Genomic DNA, 12,255 nt, shown 5'->3' with positions numbered 1-12,255 from the left:
GCCGGCACCGCCGGGGCGTCAGCCGGGGTCAGAGGCCGGAGTCGCCCGCCGCGCCGGCGTCGGCCCGCGCTGCGGCGGCGCGTTCGGTGGCCTTCGCGGCGAGGTCGGCCCCGCGGTCCTGCGGCGCCGCCTTCTTGGCCGAGCGGGCGAGCGACTTGCCCGCGGCGGCGGTGTCGCCGGTGACAGCGCCACGGATACGGGCCAACTCGCCCACGACCAGGACGGGGTTGTTGCCGGTCGCGGTGAGACCGCCGCGCACGATCGCGTTGTCGAGCACGGCGTCCGCGGTGTTGTCGGTGATCTTCAGGTCACCGCCGAAGTACGAGGCGCCCGCGCAGGATCCGAGCAGGCCCTCGCCACCGATCTGGAGGTTGTCGGCGTTGCCGGTGTACGTGGCGACGCCGTAGACCTCGCTGGCGCAGAACACGCCGCCGAGGGTGTTGCCGTCGATGGTGAGCGCGCCCTTGACGGTGGAGTCGTACACGTCGCTGTACTGGTTACCCTCACCCGTCAGCGAGCCGCTGAGAGTGCTGCCGGAGACGTACAGCTCGCCGGCCGTGGTGCTGACGTTCCCGCCCAGTGTCGAGTCGACCGCGTAGACGAATCCCTTCGTGGCGTCGACCGCCTTGAGGCTGCTCTTCTCCAGGTGGGCGCCGAAAGCGGATCGGGTGGTCAGCGCGCCCTTGACGGTGGTGTCGGTGAGGTCGAGATAGGCGTTCTCCTTCACGGTGACCGTGCCGTTGAAGGTGGCGCCCGCCGCCACGAGGTCGGCTCCGGCCTCCACCGTCACCGTGCCCTTGACCTTCGTGCCGGTGAGGGTGCAGGACTTCCCGGCCGGTACAACCAGGTCGTTGCTGACGGTCACGGCCCCGCCGTCACCGACACAGGTGGTGTACAGAGCGGCCTGGGCCGAACCGGAGAAAGCCATCAGGCTCCCGGATGCCACCAGTGACGCCGTGGCGATGAACGTACGGATCTTCATGTCGCTTCCCTTCCGCTGCGGTCACGGCAGGGTCGGTGACCCGGCCGGTTTCCCCGTGTTGTGACGAGGGTGTGCACGGTGCGTGAGCGACGACCGCCGTGACAACGGTCGCGCGGCGCCTCGTGACGGGCGGTGGCCCGGCCATGGGGGGAGAGACGTTGGAAAGACTCGTAGGGCCAATGGAGTTGGGAGGTGCGCCGATCGGCTGCGATGTCACTGCGACGAAACACTTGTCTCGATGGGCCGAGACATTAGGGCGCCGCGTGGAGGCTGTCCAGAGGTTCGGTACGAATCTCTGGAACTTTCCAATGGTTCGTCAAAAGAGGTGGGGTGACGGCAGAAAAGACGCCGGAGTCTTCAGGCCGTCGGTCGCGGAACGCACAACAGCGTTGCTGTGCAACCATGTTCGCAGTCGCGACCGAGACGGGCGGCGATGTCGGCGACCGGTCCGGGACGAAGAGCCGCGGCGGCGACCGAGGCCGGCCGGGGAGAAGGCCCGACGGGGCCGCTCTCCCGCCGCCGACCGGGAGGACTGGGCTGGTGAAACCGAAGACGGCGACCCGCGCGGACACGCCGGACACGGGAAGACCGGCCCGGACACGAGAGGTACCGCCTCGTCGCGTACGAGGGGGTGCGGGGGCGCCGCACCCCCTCGTACGCCTTACGGACCGCGAACACCGCACCCAGCCACTGATCCGCCCAGCGGATCATCGCCGCCCGTGCCGCGCTCCCCGCGGAGCCCCATCGCCATCGCGTGCCGACGCGGTCAAGAGGGCCGACCCCCAGCTGGTGCCCGACCGGTCCCCGAAAATGATCCAGGGGCCGTTTCAGATCTCTCCGAAACGGCCCCTCGACCTACGACTCCTATGAGTCGGGACGACAGGATTTGAACCTGCGACCCCTTGACCCCCAGGAGTTGGGGTCATCCCTTTTGTCCTTGCATACATCCAGAAATCAGGGGGCACAGCGGGTGGTGCCGTGCGTGCCGTTCAGGTGCGCGGACACCGTCTGGTCCCCAACTGGTCCCCATGGGGCATGTCCGTGACCCGTGCGCCCAAGGGTCGCCGCGGGCCAAGGGACCGGTTCGCCAGGGCCTGTCACGGCGTGAGACCTGGCGACCTTGCGGCTGAGCTCGCGGATGGTGTCCTGCGTCGGTCTGGGCGGCAACGGAGTCCGCGAACGCGGTCTCGGGCCCGTCTCTCGCCGCGCACCGCCTGGTTCTGGCGCTCGATGGCGGCCGCGGTGGCGGGGTCAGTCCCGGCCGGTGGACGAAGGGTGAGCTGCGCATATGATCACGCGTATGCCGCCTGTGGGCCGAAGGGCTGCGCCGAATGAGGGGACGGGACGATGTGGCCGCGAGTCGACGGTATGCGTGCGCTGGAACTGGGCTTCCCAGGAGACATGCGGGACGAGCTCAATACCTTGGTTCTGACAGGTGCGAAGACCGCCACGACCTGCCTGCTCGACGAGTACACCGAAGAGAGCGAAGGCCTGGAGTACGTCGGTGAGCGGCAGGCTCTCCTGGACACCGAGGGTCGGCGCGTCGCCACCCTGGAGTTCATCGGCGTAGAGGTGAAACCCTTCGGTGATGTCACTTGGGAACACGCCAAGGCCGAGGGCGAGGGTGACGTGTCTCTTGAGGCCTGGTGCGATGTGCACCGGCGCTTCTGGGACCGTGCGGGCACTCCGGTCGATGATGACACCGTCGTCGTCTGTCTGGCCTTCCGGGTGGCGGAAGTCGCCTGATTGCCCAGTCCGCGCCGGTAGCGAAACCACGCGCCGCTCACGGCCCAGCAGGCTGAAGCCACGTTGTGAGCGACCCTGTGTTGAGCACTCCTGCAACCGGGTACCGACGGCACTGCCCGCGAGAGGCACCGGTGGCGCGGGCATCACCGCCAGGTAGTTCGGCGTGCTGAGGCGGCAACCCGTTCCACGAGACGGCAAGAGGCGGTCCCGTGTGAAGGATCGGGAGGGCTGCCGTCCGCGGCAGCCCCGAGTGGCTGGGCGGGCCTGGCCGGCGGCCGAAGGCAAGCAGCGCAGCGCGGGCGAAGGCGTGATGCGGGAAAGCGCAGGCCAACACCAAAACGCTCGACGCCCGCCCTGCGAGCGTCGCGGGGCGGGTGCCGTGCAGGTTCAAGCTCAGGCGGGGGTGATGTTCTCCGCCTGGGGGCCCTTCTGGCCCTGGGTGACGTCGAAGTTCACCTTCTGGCCCTCCTGGAGCTCACGGAAGCCGGAGCTGGCGATGTTCGAGTAGTGAGCGAAGACGTCGGGGCCGCCGCCATCCTGCTCAATGAAGCCGAAGCCCTTTTCCGAGTTGAACCACTTGACGATTCCGCTGGCCATTTTGCCCTCCAAGGGGACTGAGAGACGGTCCCCGCACTGTGTGGGAACCGGAGGTGATCGCCCTGGTCCTCAGAGACTCTGAACAGCAAAATCGCCCGCGCGCACGCTCACGGGCGACCGGTACTTCGGAACCATGACAGCTGAGGATGACGCTACACCGGCAGCCCCATCCTCATTGCGGAAACGCTCACGATTCCTGCTCGGAACGGCGCTGCGCTGTATGTGCACAAGGCTGCACGGCGGTGTGCCCAGTGGTCCGCCACGAGGGCTGGTACGGGACGACGAGAAAGCCGAACTCACCCAGCTCCGATGTGACCGTGAGGTTCTGCTCCGGGCCGTCAACCAGCTGACCATGGAGAACCGGCAGGTCCGCAAGAAGACAACCGACCCCAACCCGGTGGTCCAAATTCTGCACACATAGAAGGCGGTCCGGGAGACCTTCATCAGCTCACATGCCCCGTTTGACGCTGTGACTCGCCTGCTTCTCCGCCTCGACGAACGGGTGCACCGTCACTGGGTCTCCTTCTCGAAGAAGGTGGTGACCGCTTGAGGACGTCGATATGCGGCTGGCGGTTCTCCCGCCGCAGCCAGTTCCTCGTGTTCACTGCTGGTCAGCCCGTTGTGCTCGCCCGAGGAGTCCGAGCGCGGGAAGCGGCCGTGCTGTGGCGACAACACGATCACCGCGAACAACGGGCCCAAGACGGTGGTCACCAACACCCAGTTCCGTGCCGTCGGGTCGCCCGGCGAGGGATCCTCGTCGGCGGTTCCCGACGGTGGGCGCCGCCCCCTCACTCAGCCGATCTTCCGGCCGGCCAGCGGCGCGGTGTTCTCGTACGCACCGGTGCGTACGCCGCGCAGGAAGGCGTTCAGCGCGTCTTCCGCCGTACGGGCGGGTTGCCAGCCCAGCACATCGCGGGCGCGGCCGGAGTCCAGCACGGGCAGTCTCAGCACCGCGTCGAACAGGTGCGGGGAGGCCGGTACCGCATGGGCCCGCCAGGCGGCCGCGAGCACAGTGCGCACCAACGCTCTGGGGAACCGCACGATCCGGGCACCGAGCAGCTCCGCCAGCTTGTGTGCGTCGATGACCGGGTCCGCCGCCAGGTTGAAGGGGCCGCGAACGTCACGGAGCACGGCCAGCCGGTAGGCGTCGGCGGCGTCGTCGGTGTGGAGCACCTGGAAACGCAGCCCTGGCAGATCGGGCACGAAGGGCAGCAGATCGGGCCGCAGGAGGGGGCCGGGGGCGTAGCGGCCGGCGAAGATCCGCCTCTGTTCGGGGGCGGAGGTCTCCTTGAAGAGGAATCCGGGCCGCATCCGGACCACCCGGATCTGCGGGTGCCGCAGCTCGAACGTATCGAGGACCCGTTCCAGGTAGGCCTTCTCCCGGCAGTAGGCCGCGTCCGGCCAGCCGTGCGTGGGCCACTCCTCGTCCACGCCGGGTTCGTCCTTGGGACCCGGGGAGTAGGCGCCGACGGAAGAGGCGTGCACCAGGGCGGAGGCTCCGCTGCGTGCTGCGGCCTCGAAGACGCGCTGGGAGCCCAGCACATTGCTCTGCCAGGTCACGACGGGGTCGTGGGTGGGCAGGAAGCGCCACGCCAGGTGGACGACGGTGTCGGCGCCGCGCAGGAGACCGGCGAGCCGGTCCTCGTTGTCGGCCCGGGACAGGTCGACGGTGTCCCACTCCACCTTCGGGATCTCCAGTGCGGGCTTTCTGCGGGCCAGCCCGAGGACCGATCCGATGACCGGGTCCGCAGCGAGTGCGCGGACCACGCTGGTTCCGACGTTGCCGGTGGCCCCCGTGACCACGACCCGGGTGCCCGGGTGCCGGCTGCTGTTCTCCACGAGGCGCTGCCTTCCTTGGTCGCCATACCGTGCCATGCCATGCCGTGCCGTGCCGGTGTCAGGGGACGAGCAGAGTCTTGATCATGCCGTCGGCCTTCTTCTGGAACGTCTCGTACGCCTTGGGCCCCTCCTCCAGCGGCAGATGGTGGGTGGCGAAGGAATCCACACCCAGCGGATCGCCGTCGACCAGTAGCGGCAGCAGGTCGTCCACCCAGCGCTTGACGTTGGCCTGGCCCATGCGGAGCTGGATCTGCTTGTCGAACATCGTGAGCAGCGGCATCGGATCCGCGGAGCCGCCGTACACACCCGAGATGGAGATCGTGCCGCCCCTTCGCACCAGATCGATCGCCGTATGCAGCGCGGTGAGACGGTCGATGCCCGCGGTTTCCATCATTCGCTGGGCAAGAGCGTCGGGCAGCAGGCCGACCGCCGCGTGCGCGGCCTTGGCCACGGGCGCGCCATGTGCTTCCATACCGACGGCGTCGATCACCGCGTCCGTGCCCCGCCCGTCGGTGAGGTCGCGGACGGCGTCGCCGAGGGCCTTGCCGTAGCGGCGCAGGTCGAGGCAGGTGGCGCCGTATCCGCTGACCCGGTCGAGGCGTTCGGGGACGAGATCCACGCCGATGACGAGGCCGGCGCCCCGGTGGAGCGCGATCCGTGCGGCCATGGCGCCGATCGGCCCGAGCCCGAGGACGGTGACGCTGCCCCCGGGAGGGATGTCCGCGTACTCCACGGCCTGCCAGGCGGTGGGCAGCACGTCGGAAAGATAGACGAACCGGTCGTCCGAGGGCCCGTGCGGGACCTTGATGGGCAGATCGTTACCGAAGGGGACCCGCAGATACTCCGCCTGCCCTCCGGGCACCTGCCCGTAGAGCTTGGTGAACCCGAACAGGGAAGCACCCGTACCCCGCTTGCGCACCTGCGTCGTCTCGCACTGCGATTGCAGCCCCTGCCCGCACATGTAGCAGTGGCCGCACGACACATTGAAGGGGATCACGACACGGTCCCCAGGGGCGACGGCGGTCACCTCGCGGCCGACCTCCTCCACCACGCCCATCGGTTCGTGCCCGAGGATGTCGCCCGGATCCAGGTAGGGGCCCAGCACCTCGTAGAGGTGGAGGTCGGAGCCGCAGATACCGGTAGACGTGATCTTGACGATGATGTCCGTCGGATTCTGGATCTGCGGGTCCGGGACGGTCTCCACCCGGACGTCCCGCTTCCCCTGATAGGTCAGTGCGCGCACGGTCCCGCTCCATTCCTCAGTCGAGAATCGCCACGAGTCTGCCGGGTTCCCGTCACCCTCTTCGCGGAACACGCGGAAAGCCGGCCGCCCGGGACACGAGTAGCCCCTTTGCGATGATGCAGCCATAGGGACAGGCGCTCTCATCGTCATCGACATGATCAATACATACGACCATCCCGACGCCGACCTGCTCATGCCGTCGGTACGCTCGGCGCTCCCCCACGTCACCCGGCTGATCGCCCGCGCCCGCTCCGAAGACGTCCCGGTGATCTACGCGAACGACAATTTCGAAGAATGGCGATCCCATCACGGAGAGATCATTGTGAAGACTCTCGCCGGAGAGAACGCGGAACTCGTCGAACCGGTTCTGCCGGACGGCGAATCCCTCTTTGCCGAAGGCCCGGCACTCGATCTTCTACGAGACCCCGCTCAGCTCAGCTGGGCTCGAACACGTCGTGCTCTGTGGCCAGGTCACCAGGTCACCCAACAGTGCGTGCTGTACTCAGCCCTCGATGCCCACATCCGGCATCTGCTAGGAACGGCCGCGCAGGCAGAGGCGCCGGCAGTGCCCGGGGCCGCCGCCCGGACCGTACCGCTCAAGCACACAGCCGGCGTTTCCGCCCGTCCGGCGGGACGCCACCGAGTGAGGAGACACGATGAACCGCCCGGACCGCAAGGACCCCGGCCCCGACCACGAGGAGAGTTCCGAGACCGCCGCGGCGAGGTCCTCCGAGAAGTGGAGGCCGCCCCAGAGCCGAGTGAGGGGGAGGCGAGCGGCCCGGCAGGGACGGTGAGGCCGGTGACGCGATGACCCCCAACGAGGACGCACAGAAGGACACGGGGCACCACGACGCCTGAACCGCCCCTCGCGTCAACGCGGCACCGACCGAACCCCCTCCCGGAGGGCCGTCGCCCGAGCGCCGGAGTTATGGGCCCGCGCGGGCGGGTACCTCTGTGCGAACGAATGGCTCCGGAGGCACGAGAAGCGAGGACATCATGGACATCGGCTACAAACTCGCCGCCGAGGCGTTCGGTCCGGCGGAACTCGTACGGCAGGCGGTTCTCGCCGAGCAGGCAGGCTTCGACTTCGTCGAGATGAGCGATCACTTCCACCCTTGGCTCGACAACCAGGGGCATTCGCCGTTCGCCTGGACCGTACTGGGGAGTATCGCGGCCAAGACCTCACGTATCGGGCTGGCGACCGGCGTGACCTGCCCCACCGTGCGCTACCACCCAGCTGTCATCGCCCAGGCCGCGGCGACCCTCGCCCTGCTCTCGGAGGGCCGATTCGTCCTGGGTGTGGGATCCGGCGAGCGGCTGAACGAGCACGTCGTAGGCCACGGTTTCCCCGACGCGGTCAGCACACGGCACGAAATGCTCCGGGAAGCCCTGGAGATCATTCGGCTGCTGTGGAGCGGCGGGTACCAGTCCTACGAGGGAAAGCATCTGCGGTTGGAGGACGCCCGCGTCTTCGACCTGCCCGAGCAGTTGCCCCTGATTGCGGTGGCCGCCAGCGGCCAGGCATCGACGCGGATCGCCGCAGAACTGGGCGACGGCCTGTTCGCCACGGAGGACAAGCCGGAGATCGTTCGGGACTACCGCGCTGCGGGAGGCCGGGGCCCCTGCTACGCGGAGGTCCCGATGGCCTGGGCCCCCGACGAGCACACCGCGGCACAGGCCGCCCTGGAGACGTCGCGCTGGGCCGTGACCGGGTGGAAGGTCATGAGCGAACTACCCAATCCGGTGAACTTCGACGCTGCGACCACGACCGTACGAGAGCAGGACATCCTGGAGAAGTTCGCGTGCGGCCCGGACCCCTCCCGCTACACCGATCGGGCGCAGTGCTTCGTCGACGCGGGCTTCGACAGGCTCGTCATGCAGAACGCCGGCCCGGACCCCGACGGTTTCATCGACTTCTACCAGCGTGAACTCGACGGGCCCCTCAGGCGACTCCGGCCGAAGGCTGCGGGAAACTGAGGCAGACCGCCTCAGACACTGGTCCGACGTGGGCACCAATGCCTTCAAGACGCCGGTCCGCCGCCGAAGCAGAGTTCCGGCAGACAGCGCATCACCCGAGCGGACCGCCCAAGACTCCCACGACAAGGATTCCTCGGCCCGCAGGACGAAGAGGATCCATGTGCCGGAATCGCGCGGGCCTCTCTCGCGACTCGTCGCGAGCGGAAGTCGAAATGGGCGGTCCGGCCCGAGCCGTGAGCGTGCCCCACGATCACCGTGGACTTAGCCCGGGAGGCGACGGGGGAAGGGATGGCCGACGCCCTCGGCAGTAGTCAGTGCTCCTCCGGTAACCCGGGCGGCGCGCAGCCGTGCTCCGGCCCTGTGCGCCTGATCGCCACGCTTCGTGCTTACGGGTCCACTCAGGCGACGTCAAGCTCATCCATTAACGCGCCGCTGAATGCGGCGGTTGCCCGTAGCACGTCAGCGGTCGCCAGGGCCGGCACCGTGGGGAGCCGTACGGGGACCCGGACTGTCGACGGAAGACGACGGGCAGCCCCGAGCAGTGAGGTGTCCAAGGTATGTTCCGAAGCCGTGGGGAGCGCGCGGTGCAGTGCGTCCGGATGTCAGGACCGGGCAGGCGTCCGTACGCAGGATGCGTGCCCGGGTGGGCAGGGCGTCGACGAGCGCGCGGTCCTCGCTGTGCGGCAATGCGGGGAATCCGCCGGCCCGCAGGTAGACATCGCCCCGGATGCCGAGATTGGCTCCGTGGACGTGGGGATGGCTCCAGTCGGGTCCGGTACGGTCCGCGAAGTAGTGGGCCTCGTGCAGAGCCCGCACAGACGCCGCGACCGGCGGGTCGGGGGAGATACGAACGGTGCCCAGCACGCAGTGCCATCCCCGGCCGGCACAGTCCAGTTGGTGCGTGAGCCAGGAAGGACGCACCACGCAGTCGGCATCCGTCGTCACGATCCATGTGGCTTCGGGACGGGCCCCGCAGGAGCGGAGCCCTCTGGCGACGGCTGCGGCCCGCGCCGCTCCTGCCATCCGCTGCCGGACCTCCACGACGTCCGCGCCCCAGCGTGCGGCGTCGGCGGAGGTGGTGTCGGTGCACGAGTCGGCCGCCACCACCAGCCGGACCGTCAGCGCCCCCGCGTTCCGGGACTCCAGCAGGGCCCGCCGGATCGAGCGCAGCGTGGCCGGCAGGGTGGCCGCCTCGTTGTGAGCGGGCACAGCGACGACGAGTGCCTCGACGATGTTCCTCACACCAGGCCCTCGGCCTCCGCGGCGGACCGGGGCAGTGAGCCGTCCGGCAGAGGCCGCGTGAAGGTGTGCAGGACGAAGTCGGGATCGTGGAAGCCCGGCCCCGCCACGAGCCCCGCCTCCGCGTGGAGCAACGGTGTGAGCTCGGAGCCGGTCAGGCGGTGTTCTGGCACCGGGTGGTTCCAGTGCACGGTCACCAGCGTGCCACCGGGTTCCAGCGACTCCGCTGTCCGGCGCATGATGCGCGCCAGTTGTGCGTCATCGAAGTAGTAGAGCAGTTCGGAGAGAACCACCAGGTCGAAAGTGCCTGAGGGCCAAGCGTCGGGAACGACCATGTGCTCGACCTCGACGTGTGGCAGGTCGCGGTTGCGTTCCGCCGCCGCGGCCACCGCGCGGGGCACCCGGTCGGTGGCCAGGACCCGGTCGCACCGGTCCGCCAGGAGACGGGTCAGGACGCCGACCGAGCATCCAGGCTCGAAGGCCCGGTGGTAGCGCCGGCGCGGGAGCACGGCCAGGGTCAGCGCATATTTCCGCTGCTCGTACCAGCGGCCCGCCAGATCCCAGGGGTCGGCGGTGTCGGCATACATCCGTGTGAAGTACGAGTCGGGGGTGGGGGTGTTCAACGCGGGCCCGTTTCTACGATCACGGTCTCGAAGGACCGCTGGTGATGTGCGAGTTCTTCTGGCGGAAGGATCACGTCGGGATGGTCGGCCAGGGGAGCGATCTGGGTCCGGAAGCGGCGGAGAGCCGACTTCTTGAGGGCCAACTCGGCCGGGGCGAGGGGCAGCCTGCGACAACGGTGCCACGGCACCCGAGGGCCCTCGGGCACGGCCCAGTGCCACATCCACACGGGGTACTGCCACAGGGCGATCGCGCCGGCTCCGGCAGCAGCGTGGCCTGCCCTGCCGACCGCTTCGTGATCGGCGTGCAGATCGCCGCTCCACGGCGTCACGCACAGCGTCGCTCCACTGGTGCGCAGCAGTTCCCCGACCCATTGGGCCAGGGCGGTCTCGTGCTTCCCGACCTCGGTGTCCGGCAGGCCCAGCCGGTGACGACGGCGCCTGTTCACGCCCAGGAGGTCCAGCGCCTCGGACAGCTCCTCCCGGCGCCTGCGGGCCAGCACCGGGGGCGGCGTCAGACGGCTTCCCGGGTGCGACGCCTCGCCGTCGGTCACGGTGACGACGTGCACCTCGCGGCCCGACGAGGCCAGACGCGCCGCCGTTCCGCCGAATCCAAGGACTTCGTCGTCGGGGTGGGCAGCCAGTACAACCACCGGCCCGTCGGGCAACACCGGCTCGGGCCAGCTGCGCCACCCCGCCCACGCCGACCAGACGTCCTCGCCCGTGCCCTCCGACGCGATGGCCTCCGCGGCGTCCTCGCGGGCCGTACGCGACCGGTCCGCGAGTGGCCCTGGGAGGCCGTTCACCGGTCCCACTCCGAGGCCTCCGCCCCGCCGCCCGCAGAGAGCAGCAGGGTGCCCAGGGAAGCGAGATCGCGCTCGGCGTGGTGCTGACGGACGTACACGGTGAGATCGGCGACGCGTTGCGCGTGTTCCCGGTCATGGCACAGCGGCCCGGCACCCAGGGCCCGGCCGACCTCGTCGAGTACGCGCGAGCATACGTCGGCCACCGCCGCCCGTACGCGCGCTGTCCCTACGACCGCCCGCTCTCCGCCGTCCAGCGGGGCTGCGTCGATGGCGTCGGCCGCCACGACCAGTGCGCACATAGCGCTGTGAAGGGCCACGTCGACGGCGCCCAGGTGGGCGGCCGTCAGTTGATCCGGTTCGCGACGCCGCGCGGCCTCCACCAACGTGTCGGCCACGCCCCGCGCACCGCCCAGCCAGCACGCGGCGACTCCGGCGCCTCCGTGCGAGAAGCCCGGGCGCCGCAGATAGGCGTCCGTCTCACCCACCGGCCGGCCCGGCACCCCGGTGAAACGCACGTCGGGTGAGTCACTGCCGGCCATACCCACGGCCAACCAGGTCCCGGCGATCGGTGCGTACCCGGCACCGTCGGTGGCGACCGCGAACAGCCGGCGCCCTGCCTCGGTGTCGGCCGTGACCAGCGCGTGCGTACAGCTGTGCGCCCCGGAACAGAACGCCTTGACTCCGTCGAGCCGCCAGTGGCCACCCTCGTACCGGGCGCGCAGCGTCACACCGGGGGGCTGGGCCGCCCACACACCCCAGCGTTCGCCGGGGCGGGGCGCCGGGGCCTTCAGCTCTGCCAGAATCGCCGCCGCGTCCGCGTGCCCCTCGGCCAGACGAGCCATGGACAGGTCCGCGCGACCGAGGTCGTGCAGTGCCCGGAAGCGCTGCCGCGTCGCCCCGGAGCCCGGCAGCGGCAGATCGTCCGCAGAGCCGCCGCTCACCCAGCGGGCGAACCGCTCGGCCGGGTCCTGATGTGTGCTGCCGTCCTGAATCATCGAGGCAAAAGGAGCTGTCATGAGTACCAGCTTTACCTCGCAGACGCTTTCATGCCTGTCAGGGAGCGCCTACTCCCTCGGCTCGCTGGACCTCGATGCTGCCCGAGAGTGCCCCATTGGCCGATGCCGGAACAGCTTGTGGGGCTGGCGCTGCCCTTCATGGTGTTCCTCAGTAAATATCGCCACTCGGCAGCCAGGCTGCGACTCATCG

At 69.4% G+C, this 12,255-nt stretch carries 12 protein-coding genes and 1 pseudogene; 4 read left to right on the top strand and 9 right to left on the bottom strand.

Annotated elements, in window-relative coordinates; genetic code table 11:
• Nucleotides 1-28: 28 nt before the first annotated feature.
• Nucleotides 29-982 (bottom strand): hypothetical protein, encoded by a 954-nt coding sequence (locus FHX80_RS28310; RefSeq protein ID WP_145766786.1) that lies wholly within the window; start codon nt 980-982, stop codon nt 29-31.
• 1,347 nt (nt 983-2,329) lie between these two features.
• Between FHX80_RS28310 and FHX80_RS28305 the strand changes: the two genes are divergently transcribed.
• Nucleotides 2,330-2,728 carry an ASCH domain-containing protein gene (locus tag FHX80_RS28305; RefSeq protein ID WP_145766785.1) on the top strand — a complete coding sequence of 133 codons (399 nt, stop codon included), beginning with the start codon at nt 2,330-2,332 and terminating at the stop codon, nt 2,726-2,728.
• 393 nt (nt 2,729-3,121) lie between these two features.
• Here FHX80_RS28305 and FHX80_RS28300 read toward each other — a convergent pair whose 3' ends face one another.
• Complete coding sequence (locus tag FHX80_RS28300) at nt 3,122-3,325, bottom strand: cold-shock protein (protein WP_145766784.1); 204 nt, start codon at nt 3,323-3,325, stop codon at nt 3,122-3,124.
• A gap of 220 nt (nt 3,326-3,545) precedes the next feature.
• Here FHX80_RS28300 and FHX80_RS28295 point away from each other — a divergent pair, with 220 nt between their 5' ends.
• Nucleotides 3,546-3,746, top strand: a complete 201-nt coding sequence (locus FHX80_RS28295; RefSeq protein ID WP_145766783.1) for a hypothetical protein — start codon at nt 3,546-3,548, stop codon at nt 3,744-3,746.
• Between the two features lie 89 nt (nt 3,747-3,835).
• Here FHX80_RS28295 and FHX80_RS28290 read toward each other — a convergent pair whose 3' ends face one another.
• From FHX80_RS28290 to FHX80_RS28280, 3 genes are all read right to left on the bottom strand, one after another.
• A complete protein-coding gene (locus FHX80_RS28290; protein ID WP_145766782.1) occupies nt 3,836-4,036 on the bottom strand; it encodes a hypothetical protein in 201 nt (66 codons plus the stop codon).
• An 81-nt stretch (nt 4,037-4,117) separates the two neighbouring features.
• On the bottom strand, nt 4,118-5,200 hold the full coding sequence (locus tag FHX80_RS28285; protein ID WP_145766781.1) for an SDR family oxidoreductase: 1,083 nt from the start codon (nt 5,198-5,200) through the stop codon (nt 4,118-4,120).
• A gap of 22 nt (nt 5,201-5,222) precedes the next feature.
• Nucleotides 5,223-6,407: a zinc-dependent alcohol dehydrogenase gene (locus FHX80_RS28280; protein WP_145766780.1), complete on the bottom strand. Its 1,185-nt coding sequence runs from the start codon at nt 6,405-6,407 to the stop codon at nt 5,223-5,225.
• A 124-nt stretch (nt 6,408-6,531) separates the two neighbouring features.
• Between FHX80_RS28280 and FHX80_RS28275 the strand changes: the two are divergent.
• Nucleotides 6,532-6,939 (top strand): annotated as a pseudogene (locus FHX80_RS28275) (cysteine hydrolase family protein); the annotation flags it as partial.
• A 464-nt stretch (nt 6,940-7,403) separates the two neighbouring features.
• Complete coding sequence (locus FHX80_RS28270; RefSeq protein WP_145766779.1) at nt 7,404-8,384, top strand: TIGR03557 family F420-dependent LLM class oxidoreductase; 981 nt, start codon at nt 7,404-7,406, stop codon at nt 8,382-8,384.
• A gap of 459 nt (nt 8,385-8,843) precedes the next feature.
• On the opposite strand, the gene FHX80_RS28265 is transcribed toward FHX80_RS28270, so the two are convergent.
• Genes FHX80_RS28265 through FHX80_RS28250 form a run of 4 tightly spaced genes read right to left on the bottom strand, consistent with a single transcriptional unit; the run spans nt 8,844 to nt 12,065 of the window.
• Nucleotides 8,844-9,626 (bottom strand): glycosyltransferase family 2 protein, encoded by a 783-nt coding sequence (locus tag FHX80_RS28265; RefSeq protein ID WP_145766778.1) that lies wholly within the window; start codon nt 9,624-9,626, stop codon nt 8,844-8,846.
• On the bottom strand, nt 9,623-10,246 hold the full coding sequence (locus FHX80_RS28260) for a class I SAM-dependent DNA methyltransferase (RefSeq protein WP_145766777.1): 624 nt from the start codon (nt 10,244-10,246) through the stop codon (nt 9,623-9,625). The genes FHX80_RS28265 and FHX80_RS28260 overlap by 4 nt, the downstream gene beginning before the upstream one ends.
• Nucleotides 10,243-11,049, bottom strand: coding sequence for a PIG-L deacetylase family protein (locus FHX80_RS28255; protein ID WP_145766776.1), 807 nt, complete (start codon nt 11,047-11,049; stop codon nt 10,243-10,245). The genes FHX80_RS28260 and FHX80_RS28255 overlap by 4 nt, the downstream gene beginning before the upstream one ends.
• Nucleotides 11,046-12,065, bottom strand: a complete 1,020-nt coding sequence (locus tag FHX80_RS28250) for an acyl-CoA dehydrogenase family protein (protein ID WP_208764743.1) — start codon at nt 12,063-12,065, stop codon at nt 11,046-11,048. The genes FHX80_RS28255 and FHX80_RS28250 overlap by 4 nt, the downstream gene beginning before the upstream one ends.
• Between the last annotated feature and the right edge of the window lie 190 nt (nt 12,066-12,255).

Source organism: Streptomyces brevispora (assembly GCF_007829885.1).
GTDB classification, from domain to species: domain Bacteria; phylum Actinomycetota; class Actinomycetes; order Streptomycetales; family Streptomycetaceae; genus Streptomyces; species Streptomyces brevispora.
Note: the sequence above shows the minus strand (reverse complement) of the source record. Positions and strands in the feature narration are given on the sequence as shown.

Excerpts from the sequence above, each read along its gene's own strand:
- FHX80_RS28300 (WP_145766784.1), bottom strand. The coding sequence starts at position 3,325 with ATGGCCAGCGGAATCGTCAAGTGGTTCAACTCGGAAAAGGGCTTCGGC.
- FHX80_RS28250 (WP_208764743.1), bottom strand. The coding sequence starts at position 12,065 with ATGACAGCTCCTTTTGCCTCGATGATTCAGGACGGCAGCACACATCAG.
- FHX80_RS28310 (WP_145766786.1), bottom strand. The coding sequence starts at position 982 with ATGAAGATCCGTACGTTCATCGCCACGGCGTCACTGGTGGCATCCGGG.
- FHX80_RS28285 (WP_145766781.1), bottom strand. The coding sequence starts at position 5,200 with ATGGCACGGTATGGCGACCAAGGAAGGCAGCGCCTCGTGGAGAACAGC.
- FHX80_RS28305 (WP_145766785.1), top strand. The coding sequence starts at position 2,330 with ATGTGGCCGCGAGTCGACGGTATGCGTGCGCTGGAACTGGGCTTCCCA.
- FHX80_RS28295 (WP_145766783.1), top strand. The coding sequence starts at position 3,546 with ATGTGCACAAGGCTGCACGGCGGTGTGCCCAGTGGTCCGCCACGAGGG.
- FHX80_RS28270 (WP_145766779.1), top strand. The coding sequence starts at position 7,404 with ATGGACATCGGCTACAAACTCGCCGCCGAGGCGTTCGGTCCGGCGGAA.